The 16,484-nt window shown below is 62.5% G+C and carries 11 protein-coding genes, 1 pseudogene and 2 riboswitches; all 12 genes and pseudogenes read right to left on the bottom strand.

What is annotated here, in order from left to right; translation table 11 throughout:
* Window positions 1-282: pseudogene (locus JNL55_RS15485) on the bottom strand (amidohydrolase); the annotation flags it as partial.
* Window positions 283-284: 2 nt separating this feature from the next.
* Window positions 285-2,939: an amidohydrolase family protein gene (locus JNL55_RS15480; protein WP_293855136.1), complete on the bottom strand. Its 2,655-nt coding sequence runs from the start codon at window positions 2,937-2,939 to the stop codon at window positions 285-287.
* Window positions 2,940-2,957: 18 nt separating this feature from the next.
* Window positions 2,958-5,495, bottom strand: coding sequence for a TonB-dependent siderophore receptor (locus tag JNL55_RS15475; RefSeq protein WP_293855133.1), 2,538 nt, complete (start codon window positions 5,493-5,495; stop codon window positions 2,958-2,960).
* Between the two features lie 91 nt (window positions 5,496-5,586).
* The gene (locus JNL55_RS15470; protein WP_293855130.1) at window positions 5,587-6,597 is read right to left on the bottom strand and encodes a FecR family protein; all 1,011 of its coding nucleotides are present in this window, start codon (window positions 6,595-6,597) and stop codon (window positions 5,587-5,589) included.
* Window positions 6,597-7,217: an RNA polymerase sigma factor gene (locus JNL55_RS15465; protein ID WP_293855127.1), complete on the bottom strand. Its 621-nt coding sequence runs from the start codon at window positions 7,215-7,217 to the stop codon at window positions 6,597-6,599. Before JNL55_RS15465 ends, JNL55_RS15470 begins: the two co-directional genes overlap by 1 nt.
* 136 nt (window positions 7,218-7,353) lie before the next feature.
* On the bottom strand, window positions 7,354-8,394 hold the full coding sequence (locus JNL55_RS15460; RefSeq protein ID WP_293855124.1) for an L-threonylcarbamoyladenylate synthase: 1,041 nt from the start codon (window positions 8,392-8,394) through the stop codon (window positions 7,354-7,356).
* 62 nt (window positions 8,395-8,456) lie between these two features.
* Entirely contained in the window at window positions 8,457-11,345 is a 2,889-nt protein-coding gene (locus tag JNL55_RS15455; protein WP_293855121.1) for a trypsin-like peptidase domain-containing protein, read from the bottom strand.
* Between the two features lie 62 nt (window positions 11,346-11,407).
* Window positions 11,408-11,779: a diacylglycerol kinase gene (locus JNL55_RS15450; RefSeq protein WP_293855118.1), complete on the bottom strand. Its 372-nt coding sequence runs from the start codon at window positions 11,777-11,779 to the stop codon at window positions 11,408-11,410.
* A complete protein-coding gene (gene gcvPB, locus JNL55_RS15445; protein WP_415923087.1) occupies window positions 11,776-13,236 on the bottom strand; it encodes an aminomethyl-transferring glycine dehydrogenase subunit GcvPB in 1,461 nt (486 codons plus the stop codon). Before gcvPB ends, JNL55_RS15450 begins: the two co-directional genes overlap by 4 nt.
* A 5-nt stretch (window positions 13,237-13,241) precedes the next feature.
* A complete protein-coding gene (gene gcvPA, locus JNL55_RS15440) occupies window positions 13,242-14,609 on the bottom strand; it encodes an aminomethyl-transferring glycine dehydrogenase subunit GcvPA (protein ID WP_293855112.1) in 1,368 nt (455 codons plus the stop codon).
* An 8-nt stretch (window positions 14,610-14,617) separates the two neighbouring features.
* A complete protein-coding gene (gene gcvH / locus JNL55_RS15435; RefSeq protein ID WP_293855109.1) occupies window positions 14,618-15,010 on the bottom strand; it encodes a glycine cleavage system protein GcvH in 393 nt (130 codons plus the stop codon).
* Window positions 15,011-15,061: 51 nt separating this feature from the next.
* Window positions 15,062-16,144: a glycine cleavage system aminomethyltransferase GcvT gene (gene gcvT, locus JNL55_RS15430; RefSeq protein ID WP_293855106.1), complete on the bottom strand. Its 1,083-nt coding sequence runs from the start codon at window positions 16,142-16,144 to the stop codon at window positions 15,062-15,064.
* Window positions 16,145-16,198: 54 nt separating this feature from the next.
* Window positions 16,199-16,336: riboswitch (glycine riboswitch) on the bottom strand.
* A gap of 30 nt (window positions 16,337-16,366) precedes the next feature.
* Window positions 16,367-16,454: riboswitch (glycine riboswitch) on the bottom strand.
* Window positions 16,455-16,484: the final 30 nt, after the last annotated feature.

The following is a 16,484-nucleotide window of genomic DNA, read 5'->3' as shown; positions in this document are numbered from 1 at the left end:
GGTCGGCAGGCCGAGAATGCTGTTGGCGGAAATCATGCCGGGATAGATCCGCTTGCCGGACACGTCGATGCGCTCGGCATCCGCAGGCACGTCGACGCGACTGCCAACGGCAGCGATCCGTCCGTCTCGTATCAGCAGCTCGCCCGATGCGATGACGCCGTGACTGACGGTGTACAGATCGGCGCCGGACAGCAGTACGGCCCGTTCCGCCGCCAGTGAACGATCAGGCGCACTCGACAGAACTGCGATCAGGGCCGCGCAGGCAGGCAATATTCTTTTCATGCTCACCGCGCCTCTTTGATGCGCGCGATCAATCTTTCGCGCTCGCTGGCGATACGCGCGCGTTCGCGCAGATCCTCCTGGCGGTCGAAGTAACGACGCCCGTCGATCCAGGTCTGTTGAGCAATGGCGAACGTCGACAGTGGATGGGCGTTCCAGAGCACGAAGTCCGCGTCCTTACCGACTTCGAGCGAGCCCACACGCTCCCCGGCGCCCAATTGCCGAGCGGAGTTGATCGTCACCAGATTCATCGCTTCGACTTCGCTCAGGCCGCCGTACTTGATGGCCTTCGCTGCCTCGGTGTTGAAGCGCCGAGCCGGTTCGCTCGCGTCGGAATGAATCGAGACTCGCACACCCTGCTGCGTCAGTAGCGCAGCCGAATACGGCACGTCGTCGAGGTGCTCCATCTTCAAGCCCCACCAATCGGGCGCCACCGCTGCGCCGGCGCCGATCGACGCCAGTTCATCGGCGATCTTGTAAGCCTCGGGGGCGTGATGAAACACCGGCACGATGCCGTACTCGCGCGACAGCGCGATGAACGCCGAGATGTCATCCTGACGACCGCTGTGAACCTGCATGATGCATTTGCCGGAGAGCACGTCGAGCACGGCTTCCATGCGCAAGTCGCGCCGTAACGGTGCGGCACCTTTGAGTTTGCTACGCGCTTCGTAAGCTCGCGCGGCGTTGAAGGCGTCGCGCAGCGGATCCATGATCGCCATGCGCGTATGGGGATAGCGTTGGCCGCTGCCCCAGTTGTACATCGTCGCGTTGTCACCGATCGCGGATTTCATGGCGCAAGCAGCACCGTCCAGCGGCAAGTCGTCCGCGTCGCCGCCCCAGCGATGTTTGATGGTCTGGCCTTGCCCAACCATTTGCGTGCCCGAGCCAGGTAACACCAACGCCGTCGTCAGGCCACCCGCGAGCATGCGATAGATCGGAATCACGGTCGGATCCAATACATCTCGCACGCGGACTTCGGCAGTCACCAGCGGCACGTTGTCGCCCCACACGCGCCCCAGATCCACTGCGGTGTGCGAGTGTGTGTCGATCAATCCGGGCGTTACATGCATGCCCGTGGCATCGATGACCGTCGCCGTCGAGGGCGCTGCCAATGATTTGCCCACGGCACGAATGCGACCTCGTTCGATCAGCAGATCTGCCTCCGTCAGCACGCCTTGCGGACCTTGCGTCCAAACAGTGGCGTTGCGCACGATCACAGCGGCAGGCTGCGCAGGTATGCCGAGACGTCCGTACTCGCCCGCCGGATATCGGAAATGCGGCGGCAAGGCTGGCTTGCTCTGTAACGCCGCTACTATCGAATGAGCGCGCTCGCGAACCGGGAATGTTTGGTAACGCTGTCCTTTGATCCACACCTCGTAGATCGACGCATCGCCTGATCGAAACAGGTCCGCATCGGCCACGACCAGATTCGCGAGTTGTTTGGCGGTCAGAGTGCCCAGTCGCTGCTGCAGCCCAAGCATGCTCGCAGGTGTCACGGTCAGCGCGGCCAGCGCAGCTCGTTCGTCCAATCCCAACGACACGGCGTGACGCACGCGAGTCCAGAATTCCGTTTCAGGCTTTTCCAGCCCGGCCGCAGTCAGTGCGAAAGGCACGCCCGCTTCCGCCAGTACGCGCGCGTTGTAGGGCGCCCATTCCCAACTCTCCATCGCCGCCAAGGGCACAGCGAGCGCCAGATCTGCATCGGCCACCGCCGGAGGTTTGGGCCAGGTCAGCGGCACGATGACTCGCGCCTGCCAGCGCTTCAGCTGCGACACATACCGATATTCGTTGCCGTTGCCATTGATGAGCCAGTCGAGCTTGAACTCTTCGGCAATGCGCGCAGCGCGACCGAAGTCGAGTTCCGAAGGCGCTTGAAAGATCGCTGGCTGACGGCCCGCGACTACCGCCGCAAGCGCGGACAAAGCAGGTTGCGCTGCTATCGCCGCCGCATCCCGATTGCGGGCTTGCCACGCCAGCTGACGTTGCTGCCAATCGACGTCCAGCAACGTCTGACGAATCAACGCAATCGTGGCCCGACTGGAGACGGGGTAAACATAGGGCTCGCTGTTGCTGTTGGTCTCGAACGCGATCGACTGAGCTACGCGTGTCGCGATCACGGAGTCCGCTGCATTCGACGCGCCTGCCGTGCTCAGCAACGCCGCCTGGCCGCGGAACACGCCTCGATCCGGTTGCGCCAGCACACTGGTGAACCCCATGCCTCGCAGCCGCTGCGAAAGCGCGGCGTCAGGCTGCACGGTTTCGGTGGCGTCCTGCTCCGGATGGACTTTGTTACTCCAGTGGTACAGCGGCGCTGAGGCATCCGCGGCTCGCGTGACCTCCGCTTGTGAGTAACTGCTGTTGGCATCGATGAAGCCGGCGAACACGGTCTTGCCGGCCAAGTCGATCACCGTCGCGCCGGCAGGAATTCGCACCGAGGCGCCGACCGCCACGATGCGCCCTGCTTGCATGACCAAGGTGCCTGCTTCGATCACCTCGCCCGGACGCACGACCAGTTGGGCGTGCGTCAAGGCGATGGGGTGATCTGCCAGCTGCGGCGTGTTGGCCGAAACATTCATCGCCGACTGGGCCGAGGCCCAGCCAGACAATGAGACGGACAATGCCAGCGAAAGCGCCGACACGCGCACGGTGCGCCAAATCATCGCTGCCACCCCAGCCGACTAGAAGCTGGCCCGCACCGACAACATGAAGTTGCGCGGTTCGGCGTAGCGGCTCTGGTATTGCAGATTGCTGAAGTATTGCCGGTCGAGCAGATTGTTGCCGTTGAGCGCCAGACTCCATTGCGGGTTGATCCGGTACTGCGCCATCGCATTGACGACGGCATAACTGCCCTGGCTGATCGGGTTCTGCGTCCAGGTGCCGTTGATCACGCCCCACGCCGTCGATGACGTCCGGCTCTGCACGGTCACACCGCCACCCACCAGCCAGCGCTGCTGCATCGATGGGATCTTGTACGAGCTCCACAGCTTGAACATGTGCTTCGGCGCCACGGTGAGTAGCGGCGTGTCGGTGCGCTCGTTCTTGCTGTCGTTATAGGTGTAGCCGGAGAAAATCGACCAGCCCGGCGCCAACTCGCCGGTGATTTCGGTATCGACACCCTGACTGAGCACCTCGCCGAGTTCCAGATAACAACACGAGTGCCCGACGTTGCCGACCAGCGTGTACAGATAGGCGGGATCGAACTCGGCCTCGCCCTCACGCTCGGTGCGATACAACGAGAACGAGAAGCCCAAGCGACCGTCGCGCAGATCGGATTTGACGCCGACTTCATAGTTGCGGCCGGTCATCGGATCGAGTGGCGTTCCCGGCAGCGGGCCCGCCAGCGAGCTCGACTGCGACTTGTAGATTTCGGTGACGCTGCCGTAGATGGTCCAGTCCTCGCTCACGTCGTACAGCACGCTGCCGTAAGGAATGAACACACCGCTGTCTTCATAAGCGAGCGTCGATGAGGACGTGACCGAACCATCGACTGCGTAGTAGTCACGCGGTGCGGAGTAGTCGAACGACGCATAGCGACCGCCGAATGTGATCTTCAACGGGTCCGCGATCTGCAGCTGCACCTTGGCGTAAATGCCGCTCTGTTCGGTGACAGCTTCGCTCCAGCTCAGCGGCACTCGCGCGCCCGGCCGAGGAATCGACAACGGATCGAAGTCGTAAACGTTGACGGTGCCGGACGGCGGCGCCAGGAACTGCGTCAGCGTGTCTTCGTTGTTGGTCTTCTGCCGGTCGTAGCCCACCAGGACATTGTGACGACGCCCGAACAGCTCGAACGTGCCCTTCAAGCTCAGATCGAACGTGTTTCTACGGCCCGCGTAGCCGTCGTAAGGACCGTAGGTGTACGCCATGGTCTGTGCACCGGGCGCCAGCGAATACATATCGACGCTGGCGTACAGCACCGACTGTTCCGACTCGCCGTGCGTGCCGCTGACCGAGAACAGCCAATCGTCGCCGAGCCGTTGCTCGACTCGCGCGAAGAACTCGGTGGACTTCTGGTCCCACTTGTTCCAATCCGCCATGTACGCAGTGCTGATCGGCAGATCGATCACCGTGCCGTTATTGAAGCGCGGCACTCCGACCATCAGCGGTGACTGATGAATGCTCTCGTGATTGCCGCCGACCACCAGCAATGTGCTGTCGGTCACGTCGGCTTCGAGGGTGCCGTAGAAGAACGTGCCGTCTTCGGCGGCAGTGTCGTAGTAGTACTCGCGATCGTGCCAGGTGGCGACCGCGCGGCCGCGCAAGCGACCGTCGAACGCCAGCGGGCCAGTGACATCGACCTCGGCGTTGAAGTTGTTCCAGCGGCCAGCGCTCGCGTTGAACTGCATCTGCGGATCGTGGCGAGCGCGCTTGCGCACCAGATTGATCGTGCCGCCGGGGTCGCCGCTGCCGGCGAACAAGCCGTCGGCGCCGCGCAGGATTTCGACCTGCTCGTACATGGCCAGGTTGGGATTGAAGAAGTAACTGCGATTGACGTCGACCGAAGCGCCGTCGATCTGCATGTTGCTGATCTCGAAACCGCGCGAGTAATACAGCGCCGGCTTGCCGAAGAAGTCCGACTCGACCGTCATGCCGGGCGCCTGGTCGATCACTTCGTTGATCTTCAGCAACTGCTGCTCTTCGATGCGCTGGCGGGTCATGATGGTGACCGACTGCGGCGTCTCGCGCATGGTTTCGCCGCGTTTCATCATCGACACGTTATCGATCAGCTGCCCCTTGACCAGCATCTCTTCCATGGTGCCGTCAGCCGAGGTGGTGGTGGTCGCAGTGGCACGATCGGAGGCTGCTTCAGCCCCGGCGTCGTTCAAGCTCGCCAGACGAAACGATGTGCTCTGCTCCGCTTTGGAAGCGGCATCGCCAGCCGGCCGGCCCTCAGCAGCGCCGATCTCGACCGTATCGTTGCCGACCAGCGCATAGGAAACACCGGTTCCCTGCAACAGCTGCTTGAGCGCAGCGTCGATGGGCATCAAACCGTTGACACCCGCAGTCGCCAGCCCCGACACCTCCTGCGCCTTGGTGATGATCTGCACATTGGTCTGACTCGAGAACTGGATCAGCGCCGGCGACAAGGCCTGCGCGGGAATATCGAAGCGCACTTGCCGATCGAGCTCGGCGGCGTTGATGGACGAAGTAGCGAGGCACAGCGCGGCCACGATGACGCGCAGGCGGTGCGAAGAAGACTTGCGGAAGATGCTGCTCATGATGCTCCGGCCAGGGATGTTTCTTGCGTATTTGTGATGCCTACCTCGCTATGACGTTTCATGCTGCTCGAGACGAATTCAGAGGCGCGAATTATTTCACTGCATAGAGCAAGCGGCGGCCGTCGGCGGCGGACTCGACGCGCAGTGCGAACAAATGTTGTGTGGCCGCGAGCCAAGCGTCGGTCCGATTCTGGAACACGGTGCCGGTGAACCGCATCTGCGCCACCTCGGGATCGACGATGACGATCTCGTGCGCGGCGTAGCGATTGACGTTGGCGATCACCACCGCCAAGGTTTCGTCCTGGAAATCCAATCGACCATTACGCCACGACGCCGCCGTATCCAGATTGACGCTGGCTACTTTGGCGGCGCTGAGATCGGCGGCGGCCTGCTCGGTCCGAATCTGTTGACCGGCGGTGAGACGCACGACAGGTGTGTCCAGCGTGGTCGCCTCGGTGGATTTCACGTCGACGATACCTTCGGAGACCGTCACCATCACATGAGCGCCGCTCTTGCGCACGTCGAAGCTGGTGCCGATATCGGTGATGTGCAAATCGCCCGCATGGACCGCGAGTGGCCGACGCGAGTCGGGCGCAACTTTGAAAAACGCTTCGCCGTCACGAAGCACTACGTTGCGCTGGCTGGCGGTGTAATTCACATCGACTCGGGTGCCCGCGCCCAGTTCCAGCTCAGTGCCATCCGGCAATTGGTAACTGCGATTCTCGGCCTTGCCGGTCACATACGTTGCTGTCATCGGCTGCGGCGACTGCCAGGCCCAGTAGCCCCAAGCGCCAACCACCAACACCAGGCTTGCGGCCAGCGAGTATGCCCAGCGATTCGTATTGCTCCGAGGCACGCGCTGGGCCGGCGCAAATTGCTGCAGCAACTGCGCTTTGGTCTGTGCCGGCAACGACGCAATCCCAAACGCCACCGCATCGACGCGCTCGAACGCCGCCAGGTTTTCCGGATCGGCCTGCGCCCATTCCAACCATGCCGCCATGCTTTCTGCGCTCGGTTCGCCGGTACGCAACTCCGACACCCACTGTGCTGCCGCTGCACGGCGCAACTCATCGTGGGTTCGGTCTGGATGATTCTTTGTCATTACTGTCGGGCTCCCTGCGATGCGCCTTCGACGCCTGACTGCTCCAGCCGCGCACGACAATGCTCCAAGCCGCGCGCCAGATATTTCTGCACCATCCGCTCCGTCAGGCCCATTTGCCGGGCGATGTCTCGAACGTCGCGGTCGCCGAAACAATGCAACGCGAACGCCTGCCGACATTTCTCCGGCAGCTCCTCCAACGCCGCAGCGATGATCTTCACCTGCTGCTCCCCTAACAGCACTCGCTCGGGCGAAGGCCGCGACAACAAGCCTTCGAAGAATTCCTGCGGCGTGCCTTCGGTGCGCACCTTGCGTTGACGAATGCGATCCACCGCCAGGTTGGCGGCGATCCGAAACAGGTAGGCGCGCAAGAAGCTCACCGCGCCAGGCCGCTCCAGCTGCATCAGCCGGGCATACGCCTCTTGCGCCACGTCTCGCGCCTCGCTGACTGAGTTCAGCCGCGCGGTAAGAAAGCTGACCAATGAACGGTTGTGTTCTTCGAATAGCCGACGCACCTGCTCGGAATGATCCGCAGGTGGGTCAGGCTCGACAGCGGGGGCCGCCTCCGCCTCGGGAGGGACACCGCCGGAACCGGCGAACAAGGAACGGAATCTGTGCGGCACTCGATGTCGACCGAACTATCTGCCGATGAAACTATGACGTTGCAGCGGCGCTCCGGCGAACTTTTCGAGCGAGTTTTTTTGATTTTTCTGGCCGCGCGGGGTTGGCCTTAGGCGTTTTCCCTAGCCGGGGCGGAAATCAAGTGGGGCCTTCCTCACCGAAGTCAGCGACCCACGCAGCGATATCCTGATCGTAGGTAACGATGTTCTCGGCGCTGGCCGACCGGCGCAGACGGTCGCGCACGGCATCCCACTTCTCACCTTCGGGGACTTCTTCGACCAGGATGATCTTGGCGCCCGCTTTATCGAGCGTGCGCAAATTGGCGTACAGATTCCGCGCGTAAATGTCTGGGCGGATGCCAGCATTCACCCAAGTCATGAACGGATTCGCCGTGCCCGGCGGACGCTGCGCCAACACCGCGACCTTCTCGTGATTGGCAACGAACTCGTTCATCACCGTCTCGAGCCGGCGGCTCGGCACGACATTGACTGGCGTCGACGGCGAGTAGTGACGAGTCGTAGAACCAGGCACGCGAGGCGCAGTGGGACTCGGCCCCATCTGAATAGTCGGCACCACCGCTTTGAGCTGCGAGAAGCTGATGCTCCCGGGGCGCAACACACGCGGTCCATCGGCGAGACAGCTGATGATGGTGGACTCGAGGCCGACCTTGCAGTCGCCGCCGTCGAGCACCCACTTCAACTCATCGCCAAACTCATCGCGCACATGTTCGGCCCGCGTCGGGCTCACGTGACCGTATCTGTTCGCCGACGGTGCAGCGATGCCGCCGCCGAAAGCGTTGAGCAACTGCTGCGCGACCGGATGATTCGGCACGCGAATCGCCACCGTGTCCTGCCCGCCAGTAATCACATCGTTAACCGCCGGCGCGCGCTTGGCGACCAGCGTCAGCGGGCCCGGCCAAAACGCATCGGCCAGCTTCTTCGCTTCCGGCGTCATGTCTCGCACCCAGCGCTGCAAATAACGCGGATGATCGATGTGGACGATCACCGGATGGGTGGACGGCCGCCCTTTGACGCGGAAAATCTTACGCACCGCGTCCGGGTTGTTGGCGTTGGCGCCCAGGCCGTACACCGTCTCGGTAGGAAATGCCACGAGCTCGCCGGCGCGCAGCGCTTCGACGGCGTCCTGAATTTCCTGTTGTAAAACTCGTCCTATAGCCATGGGAGCAATGATACCAAGAGCGTCCGGGACAAGAGCTGCTCTCGGCCCGGCATTGATCTGTATTAGTCCAGCGCCGTGCGGGCCCAGCCCTGCGCCGTCCGCCGCAACTCGTAAGTGGGCCAATAACGCTTATCCAGCTTCAGTGTCATCACTTCCACCGAACCGTTCCAGGTCACAGTCCGCAGTCTGAGCGAGCTGCGATCCTCGCGGCCGCTGACCGCCTGGATGAAGGCGTCCAAATCGGCAACCGGCTTGCCGTCCACTTCGACGATGCGCCGGCCGGCCCACAGCTGATAACGCGTCGCCGGCGAACCATACGAGAAATAAGCAACGAACACGCCCTCTGGCTCGATACCACGCTGAGCGGCCAGCGCACGGTGCGGCTGTTGCAATACCGCGCCAGCCCACACGACGATGCGATCGAGATCGCGGCCGCCGAGCGCCACGGTGGGCACCTCGATGACCTGTGCCGATTTGTCACGCCAGACGGTGACGCGCACCGACGGCTTCTGCACGCTTCGCTCCACTTCGCGGAAACGATTCACGATGGCGCCGTCGACATCCAGGATCAGATCGCCCGACCGCAACAGGCCGTCCGCCGGCGAGCCGCCGACCGTGCGCACCACGCTGAGCACCTGACGACGCTCGGGGCTGTGCTGTTCCAATCGGCGGATCCAGTCATCCGGCAGATCCTGCTTGCGTGCCACCGACAGCGGCACTGGCGACAGTTCGGCTTCCAACGAATGCAACGCGCGTCCATCGCGTAACACCGGCAATATTTCCTGCACGAGCTCGGCCGAGATGCCGCGATTCTCTTGCGCAATCTCACGACCTGCTTCGTAAGCGAAGCTGGCCCACGTCGCCACCACGGCGCCGCTCTTGTCGACCAGCACGCCGTCGTAGTCAGCGGGGCCGTTCACGAGCGCGATGGTTTCCAGATTGGACTCACGGAACTGCAACGTGCGCGACAACGGGAATCCCACAGGGTCCACCGACGCTACCGTCGCCGGGCGCGCTTGCACTTTGCCGTCGACGCGCATGCCCACCGCCCACACTTCCTGCCCAGGCTGCAAATCCACGGCCTTCAAGGTCGCCGCTTTAGCCGGCGTCGCGCCGATCAGCTTCGGGTCGTACGAGATCACGGCCAGGTTGTGCAGCGGATGGATGTATTCGACGCGGCCCGGCACTTCGATGGAGCCAGCGAACGTCAGCCGCACATCACCGAGCGGCGACGGCACGGTGTTGCGATCCACGACCACCAAACCGCGCTGCGTATCGACGATCAAACCCGTGCCGTAATAGCTGCGCTCAGTGATGCCCGACACCGAGTACGGCATGTCGAAGTTCACCAGCACCAGCGACGGCGCCAACTTGTTGGTCAACGGATCGGCCGTCTTCGCAAACGTGGTCGTGGCCGGATCCGGCGACTTCGCTACGCCATCTTCACCCCAACGCGTGCATGGCCAAGTGCCGCTTTTGTCGTCGCGCTTACAGACGCGAGCCGGGAACCAACGGCGATCCATCCGCACACTGCGCCACTGCGCAGTCTTGGGATCGTCGATCGTGAAATAACGCAGCGTGATGCGTTCGCCATCGCCCAGCGCCGACAGCGCCTGCTCCAGCTCGCCGAGACCAGTGATTTCTTTGCTGCCCGCTTCGCTGATAACAGCGCCGCGCGGCACGCCGGCAGCACCGAGTACGTAGCCAGGATTGGCGACATACACGCCCTTGATCGGCACGTTGATATGGCGCGCCTGCTGCCACGACAGGTTGTGAACCACCGCGTCGCCGAATTCCAGGAACTCATCCGGCATCACTTGATACATGTCCTGGATGGGCAGCTCACGTTCCAACACCTGACCGCCGCGCTCGACATTCAGCTTGAGCGTCTTGCCGACGCCGTCGTCCAACGTGCTGGCGAGCAGCGAGAAGTCCGCGGTGACCTGGCCGTTGATACGCACCAGAACGTCACCGGGCTCGAGCACATTCTCGGCCGCGGAGCCACGCTGCACTTCGGAGACGACCAGCATGCCGACGCTGTTCGGAAACTTCTTGCGCACTTCGATCTCGGATTCGTTACGCAGACCGAGACGGCGCACTTCATCGAACGGCGTGTAAACGAACACTGTCTGCAACGTGCCGCGAGTCACCGGCTTGTTCTTCTGAATCGCATCCAGCGCGCGCGTCACGCGATCCAGCGGCAAATAGAAACTGGACGCCGCGGCCGAACTGCCGCCGGCGTTGAGCGCCAGCACGCGACCGTCGATGTCGATCACCGGCGAGCCGGACGAACCGCCCGAGGTGCTCGACGCCGCCTGGTAATAGAAAGTGTTGAAGTCGTTGTACTTGCCCAGACCGTAGTTGGGCGCTTCCCGATCCAGGCGCGCCAGGGTGCCGGCCAGGATGGACAGCTGTTCGCCAGCGTCGTTACCGATCACCCGAATCTCGCGGCCGACCTGCGCGCCCTGCGGATGCAGCTTCAACTCGGTGGGCTTGATGAACCGCAGCTTGGACGGGTCATAACGATAGAAGCCGAAGTCATGCACCGGATCGCGATACACCGGATACAGCGTGACTTCTTCACGATTCAAGAACACCGCAGTGGCCGTGACCGGGCCGGGTGTGACGACGTGACGATTGGTGAGAATCAGGCCGCGCTGCGCATCCACCACGAAGCCGGTGGCCTGACTGGACATGTTCCATTCGGTGTCGAAGGCGCGGGCCAGATCGACCTGGATGGTGACCACGCCACTGGCGACGCGCTCCAGGGTGCGAGTCCAGCGGGAGTCCTCAACGTCGGCGACTGGCAACGCCGCCTGCGGCACGGCCGCCGATGCTGGCGGCTGCGCCCCCCGCGGTTCCGGCCCTCGAGCCTCTTGCGCCTGGGCCGACAGGCTGACAAATGGCAGACAGGCGAGCAGCAGACCGGCGACAGCAAAAGTTCTATGCATGAGTGAACCGCGTTCGAGCAGGCTGTGAAAAGCCGTAATCGACGGGTTCACTCGCGGGCCGTTCAGCCCAGCAGCAGGAACCCCCAGATCACGACCAGGACGCCGAAGGATAGCAGTACCGCGGTCGAGCCGACGTCCTTGGCCAATCCGGACAGCTCGTGGCGCTCCAAACCGATGCGATCGACCACGGTTTCGATGCCCGTGTTCAGCAATTCCACGATCAGCACCAGCAGCACTGAGCTGATCAATAAGGCCTTTTCGATCGGCGTCTTACCCAGGTAGACCCCCAGCGGCAGTAACACTACCGCCAGGGCCACTTCCTGTCTGAACGCCGCTTCGCTACGGAACGCGCCCCTGAAACCCTTCCATGAATTCACGAAAGCCAGCAGCAATCGGCGCATGCCGGCCAATTTGGGGCGCGTTATCGTCGTCATTCCGTACTTCTCATCCCGTAGGTCAGATCGAGTTGTTTGGCGGCGCGCACGTCGTCCAGACGCCGGACCGGCAGAGTATAAGGAGCGCCTTTGACCTTGGCGGCATCCTGTTCGGCCTCGGCCTGGATGGCGATCAGGGCCTCCACGAAGCCGTCCAGCTCTTCCTTGGCTTCGGTTTCGGTGGGCTCGATCAACAAGCACTCCGGCACCAGCAGCGGGAAGTAAGTGGTCGGGGCGTGGTAGCCGTAATCCAGCAGGCGCTTGGCGAAGTCCATGGCATTGACGCCCAGCTCCTTGGCCTGGCGCTTCATCGTGATGATGAATTCATGGCTGGCGCGGCGCTGCGGATAGGCCGGCTCGAAGCCTGCCTTCTTCAAACGCGCCAACAAGTAGTTGGCGTTGAGCGCCGAGAACTCCGCGACCCGATGCATGCCGTCGCGACCGAGCATGCGCATATAAATGTACGCACGCAGCAGCACACCGGCGTTGCCCATGAACGCCGACAAGCGGCCGATGGTCTGCGGCAGGTCGTTTTCATCCAGCCAGCGATACTGGTCGCCGTCCTTGCCCGCGGTCGGAATGGGCAGGAAAGGCAACAAACGCTGACCCACGCCCACCGCGCCCGAACCCGGACCGCCGCCGCCGTGCGGCGTCGAGAAGGTCTTGTGCAGGTTCATGTGGATCACGTCGAAGCCCATGTCGCCCGGCCGCACCTTGCCCAGGATGGCGTTGAGGTTGGCACCGTCGTAGTACAACAAGCCGCCGGCGTCATGCACCAGCTTGGCCACTTCGGAAATACGACGCTCGAACACACCCAAGGTGGACGGATTGGTCAGCATGATGCCGGCCGTCTTCGGACCGAGCGCTTTCTGCAGCGCTTCGATATCGATGTCGCCATTTTCCAGCGACGGAATCTCCACCACCGTGCAACCACACATGACGGCAGTCGCAGGGTTAGTGCCGTGCGCGGCATCGGGAACGATGATCTCGGTACGCTGCAGATCGTTACGTGCGCGGTGATACGCACGAATCATCGCAACACCCGCGAACTCACCTTGTGCGCCGGCCATCGGCGTGAGCGACACGCCTTTCATGCCGGTCACTTCCTTGAGCATTTCCTGCAGCTCATACAAGCACGCGAGGAAGCCCTGGCTCACCGAGTTCGGCGCCAGCGGATGCCGGTTCAAGAACTCCGGCAGCATCGCGAACGCATTACACGCGCGCGGGTTGTACTTCATCGTGCACGAGCCGAGCGGATAGAAATGCGTGTCGATGGAAAAGTTCAGCTGCGACAGACGCGTGAAGTGACGCACTGCCTGCAACTCGGACACTTCCGGCAACGCCGCGCGCTTGCGACGACGAAACTTCTCCGGCACTTCGGCGGTGGCGCCCTGCGGATACTGACCGACAGCGCTGCGCCCGGTGCGCGAATGTTTGAAAATCAACGGTTCTTTGATGTTGCTCACGGCTTACGCTCCAGGACGTCGGCCAAAGCGGCGGCATACGCATCCAAATCCGCATCGGTGCGCGTTTCCGTCGCACACACCAGCAGCGCGTTGCCCAGCTCGGGATAGAGTTTCGACAAGTCCAACCCACCGACGATGTTGCGTTTGGCCAAGGCGTCGAGCACCTCGCTCACCTTGGTCGGCAGCTGTAACACAGCTTCATGAAAACGGTAACCGTCGAACACGACTTTGACGCCGGGGATGCGCGTCAGCTTGTCGATCAGTTTGTTGGCCTGGCGTTGCGAAGTCGCCGCCACCGATTCCAGACCGGCTGCACCCAGCAACGACATATGAATGGTCGCCGCGGTCACCAGCAGACCCTGGTTGGTGCAGATGTTGGACGTGGCTTTGCTACGACGAATGTGTTGTTCGCGAGCCTGCAACGTCAGCGTGAAGCCCTGCTTGCCATCGAGATCGACGGTGCGACCGATGATGCGGCCGGGCATCTGGCGGACGTGTTCCATGCGAGTGGTCATGAAGCCGAAGTACGGACCGCCCGAAGACAGCGGCACGCCCATCGGCTGACCGTCGCCAACCACGATGTCGACGCCTTTCGTTCCCCACTCACCTGGTGGTTTGAACAAGGCCAGCGACAACGGATTCACCACGGCGATCACCAGCGCATTGTTGGCATGCGCCCAGTCGGTGATGGCATCCACGTCTTCCATCTGGCCGAAGAAATTCGGCTGCTGGATCACGACGGCGGTCAGGTCTTCGCCTTGCAGCGCTGCCAACTTCGAGAACTGCAACGTGCCTTTGCCCGACTCGTACGGCAGCACTGTGAAGTTGAGATTCTGACCTTCGACCACGGCGCGCGACACCGACAGATACGTCGGATTCAACGTCGACGGCACCACGATGCGAGCCGACTTGGACTTGCGATGCGCGCGCACCGCCATCAAGCAGGCTTCGGCGAGCGCCGATGCGCCGTCATAGAGCGACGCATTCGACACTTCCATGCCGGTGAGGCTGCTCATCATGGTCTGGTATTCGTACAGCAGCTGCAGCGTGCCCTGGCTGGCTTCAGCCTGGTACGGCGTGTACGCGCTGTAGAACTCGCCACGGGTCACGATGGCCCATACGGCGGCGGGGATGTGATGTTCGTAAGCACCGGCGCCCAGGAAGTTCAACGGACGGCCGTCCTGATCGGCGCGCTGCTGCATCAGGCGCCCGACTTCCATTTCGTTCAGTGCATCGGGAATCGCGGCCAGCGATTTGATTCGCAGCGCCGCCGGGATTTCGTCGAACAGCGCATCGATGCTAGGCGCGCCAATGGCAGCCAGCATTTCGCCGATCTCGGTTTCGGTATGAGGGATGAACGGCATGGCGGCACTCAGTGAGCGTCAGCGACGACTTTCTCGTAGGCCGTGGCGTCGAGCAGCTGCTGCAGCTCGCCGCTGTTGCTCGGCTTGAGCTTGAACAACCAGCCGGCGCCGTACGGATCGGTGTTGACCAGCTCGGGCGAACCGCTCAACGCGTCGTTGTTGGCAATCACTTCACCCGACAGCGGGCTGTAGACGTCCGAGGCGGCCTTGACCGACTCGACCACGGCGGCGGCGCCACCTTTGCTCAACGACTTGCCCACTTCCGGCACTTCGACGAACACCAGATCGCCGAGCGCGCCCTGCGCATGATCGGAGATGCCGATGGTGACGGTGCCGTCGCTTTCGACGCGCGCCCATTCGTGGGAATCCAGATATTTCAGCTCGGCAGGAATATTGGCCATGGTGAGGTCCTCAATAACAATTCAAAAATTGGCGAAAGCAGAATCGGGAAATCAAGAAATCAGCGGCTTGCCGTTGCGAACGAACGGATACTTCACGACGCGCGCCGGCAATAACTTGCCGCGGATGTCGACTTCCACGCGATCGCCGGTCGCTGCCGGCACGCGCGCAAAACCAATGGACTTTTCCATCGTCGGCGAGAAGGTGCCGCTGGTGAGTTCGCCGTCGCCTGCAGAGGTGGCGACTCGCTGATGACCACGCAGCACGCCGCGTTCATCCAGAATCAAACCGACCAGCTTGCGCTTCACGCCACCGGCGCGCTCCGCATCCAGCGCGGCCCGACCGACGAAATCGCGATCCAGCGGATCGAACGCCACCGTCCAGGTCAGACCCGATTCGAGCGGCGACAAGTTCTCGTCCATGTCGTTGCCGTACAGATTCATGCCTGCTTCGAGTCGCAGCGTGTCGCGCGCGCCCAAGCCGCATTCGGCGACACCGGCAGCTTTCAGATCGGTCCAGAACTTGGCCACTTCGGCCACCGGCAGCATGACTTCCCAACCGTCCTCGCCGGTGTAACCGGTGCGGGCGATGAAGTACTGGCCGAACTCGCGGCCCACGAAAGTCTTCAGCTGCAGCGCTTCGTCGGCGTACTTACCAATCAGGGTCGCGGCCTTGGCGCGGGCGTTCGGCCCTTGCACGGCGATCATCGCCAGATCGGTGCGCGGATTGATATCGACTTTGAATTCATCGGAGAAGCGCTTCAGCCACGCGATGTCTTTGTCGCGCGTGCCGGCGTTCACGACCACGCGGAACCAGGTGTCGGTGAGGAAATAAACGATCAGGTCGTCGACCACGCCGCCACGCTCGTTGAGCATGCAGCTGTACAACGCCTTGCCCGGCTCCTTCAGCTTGGCCACGTCGTTGGCCAGCAGGTAGCGCAAATAATCGCGGGCGCGCGCGCCGGTCACGTCGGCGATCAACATATGGGACACGTCGAACATGCCGGCATCGCGACGCACGGCATGGTGCTCTTCGATCTGCGAACCGTAGTTGACCGGCATGTCCCAGCCGCCGAAATCGACCAGGCGTGCGCCAGCGGCGACATGGGTGTCGTACAAGGGAGTTTTAAAGCCCATCGAATGCTCCGGAATTGGCCAGTGGAAAGGCAAGCGCCGAACGTACGCAACGTTCAACGCCCCTCTGTCCTGTGACCTGAGAGATCCGGCCACGCCCCCCGTCTGAAAATCGGGTCGTTGCCTCTCCCCTTCGGTGAACCGACGGCTTCCTATTGATAAGGAAGGCGGCAGCTACTCTCCAGAGCCCGCCGTGTGGTGGACGGCCGAAAGCCGCCCGATCCACAGTGCACGCCGTTCATTTGCCTGAGCGTTTCCGGGCGGTTGCGCCTTCGGCGGCGGGGCTGATCCCGCTCTCTCCGGCCGTGCCTTGCGATGGGTGCGCGTATGGTATCTCAAGACG

Origin of the sequence: Steroidobacter sp., from assembly GCF_016790065.1 — a bacterium.
In the GTDB taxonomy this organism is placed as follows: Bacteria; Pseudomonadota; Gammaproteobacteria; order Steroidobacterales; family Steroidobacteraceae; genus Steroidobacter.
This window is presented reverse-complemented; position numbering and strand designations above follow the sequence as displayed.

Bases quoted from the DNA above. Each gene is read 5' to 3' on its own strand.
- JNL55_RS15480 (WP_293855136.1), bottom strand. From the start codon at position 2,939: ATGATTTGGCGCACCGTGCGCGTGTCGGCGCTTTCGCTGGCATTGTCC.
- JNL55_RS15475 (WP_293855133.1), bottom strand. From the start codon at position 5,495: ATGAGCAGCATCTTCCGCAAGTCTTCTTCGCACCGCCTGCGCGTCATC.
- JNL55_RS15470 (WP_293855130.1), bottom strand. From the start codon at position 6,597: ATGACAAAGAATCATCCAGACCGAACCCACGATGAGTTGCGCCGTGCA.
- JNL55_RS15460 (WP_293855124.1), bottom strand. From the start codon at position 8,394: ATGGCTATAGGACGAGTTTTACAACAGGAAATTCAGGACGCCGTCGAA.
- JNL55_RS15455 (WP_293855121.1), bottom strand. From the start codon at position 11,345: ATGCATAGAACTTTTGCTGTCGCCGGTCTGCTGCTCGCCTGTCTGCCA.
- JNL55_RS15450 (WP_293855118.1), bottom strand. From the start codon at position 11,779: ATGACGACGATAACGCGCCCCAAATTGGCCGGCATGCGCCGATTGCTG.
- gcvPA (WP_293855112.1), bottom strand. From the start codon at position 14,609: ATGCCGTTCATCCCTCATACCGAAACCGAGATCGGCGAAATGCTGGCT.
- gcvH (WP_293855109.1), bottom strand. From the start codon at position 15,010: ATGGCCAATATTCCTGCCGAGCTGAAATATCTGGATTCCCACGAATGG.
- gcvT (WP_293855106.1), bottom strand. From the start codon at position 16,144: ATGGGCTTTAAAACTCCCTTGTACGACACCCATGTCGCCGCTGGCGCA.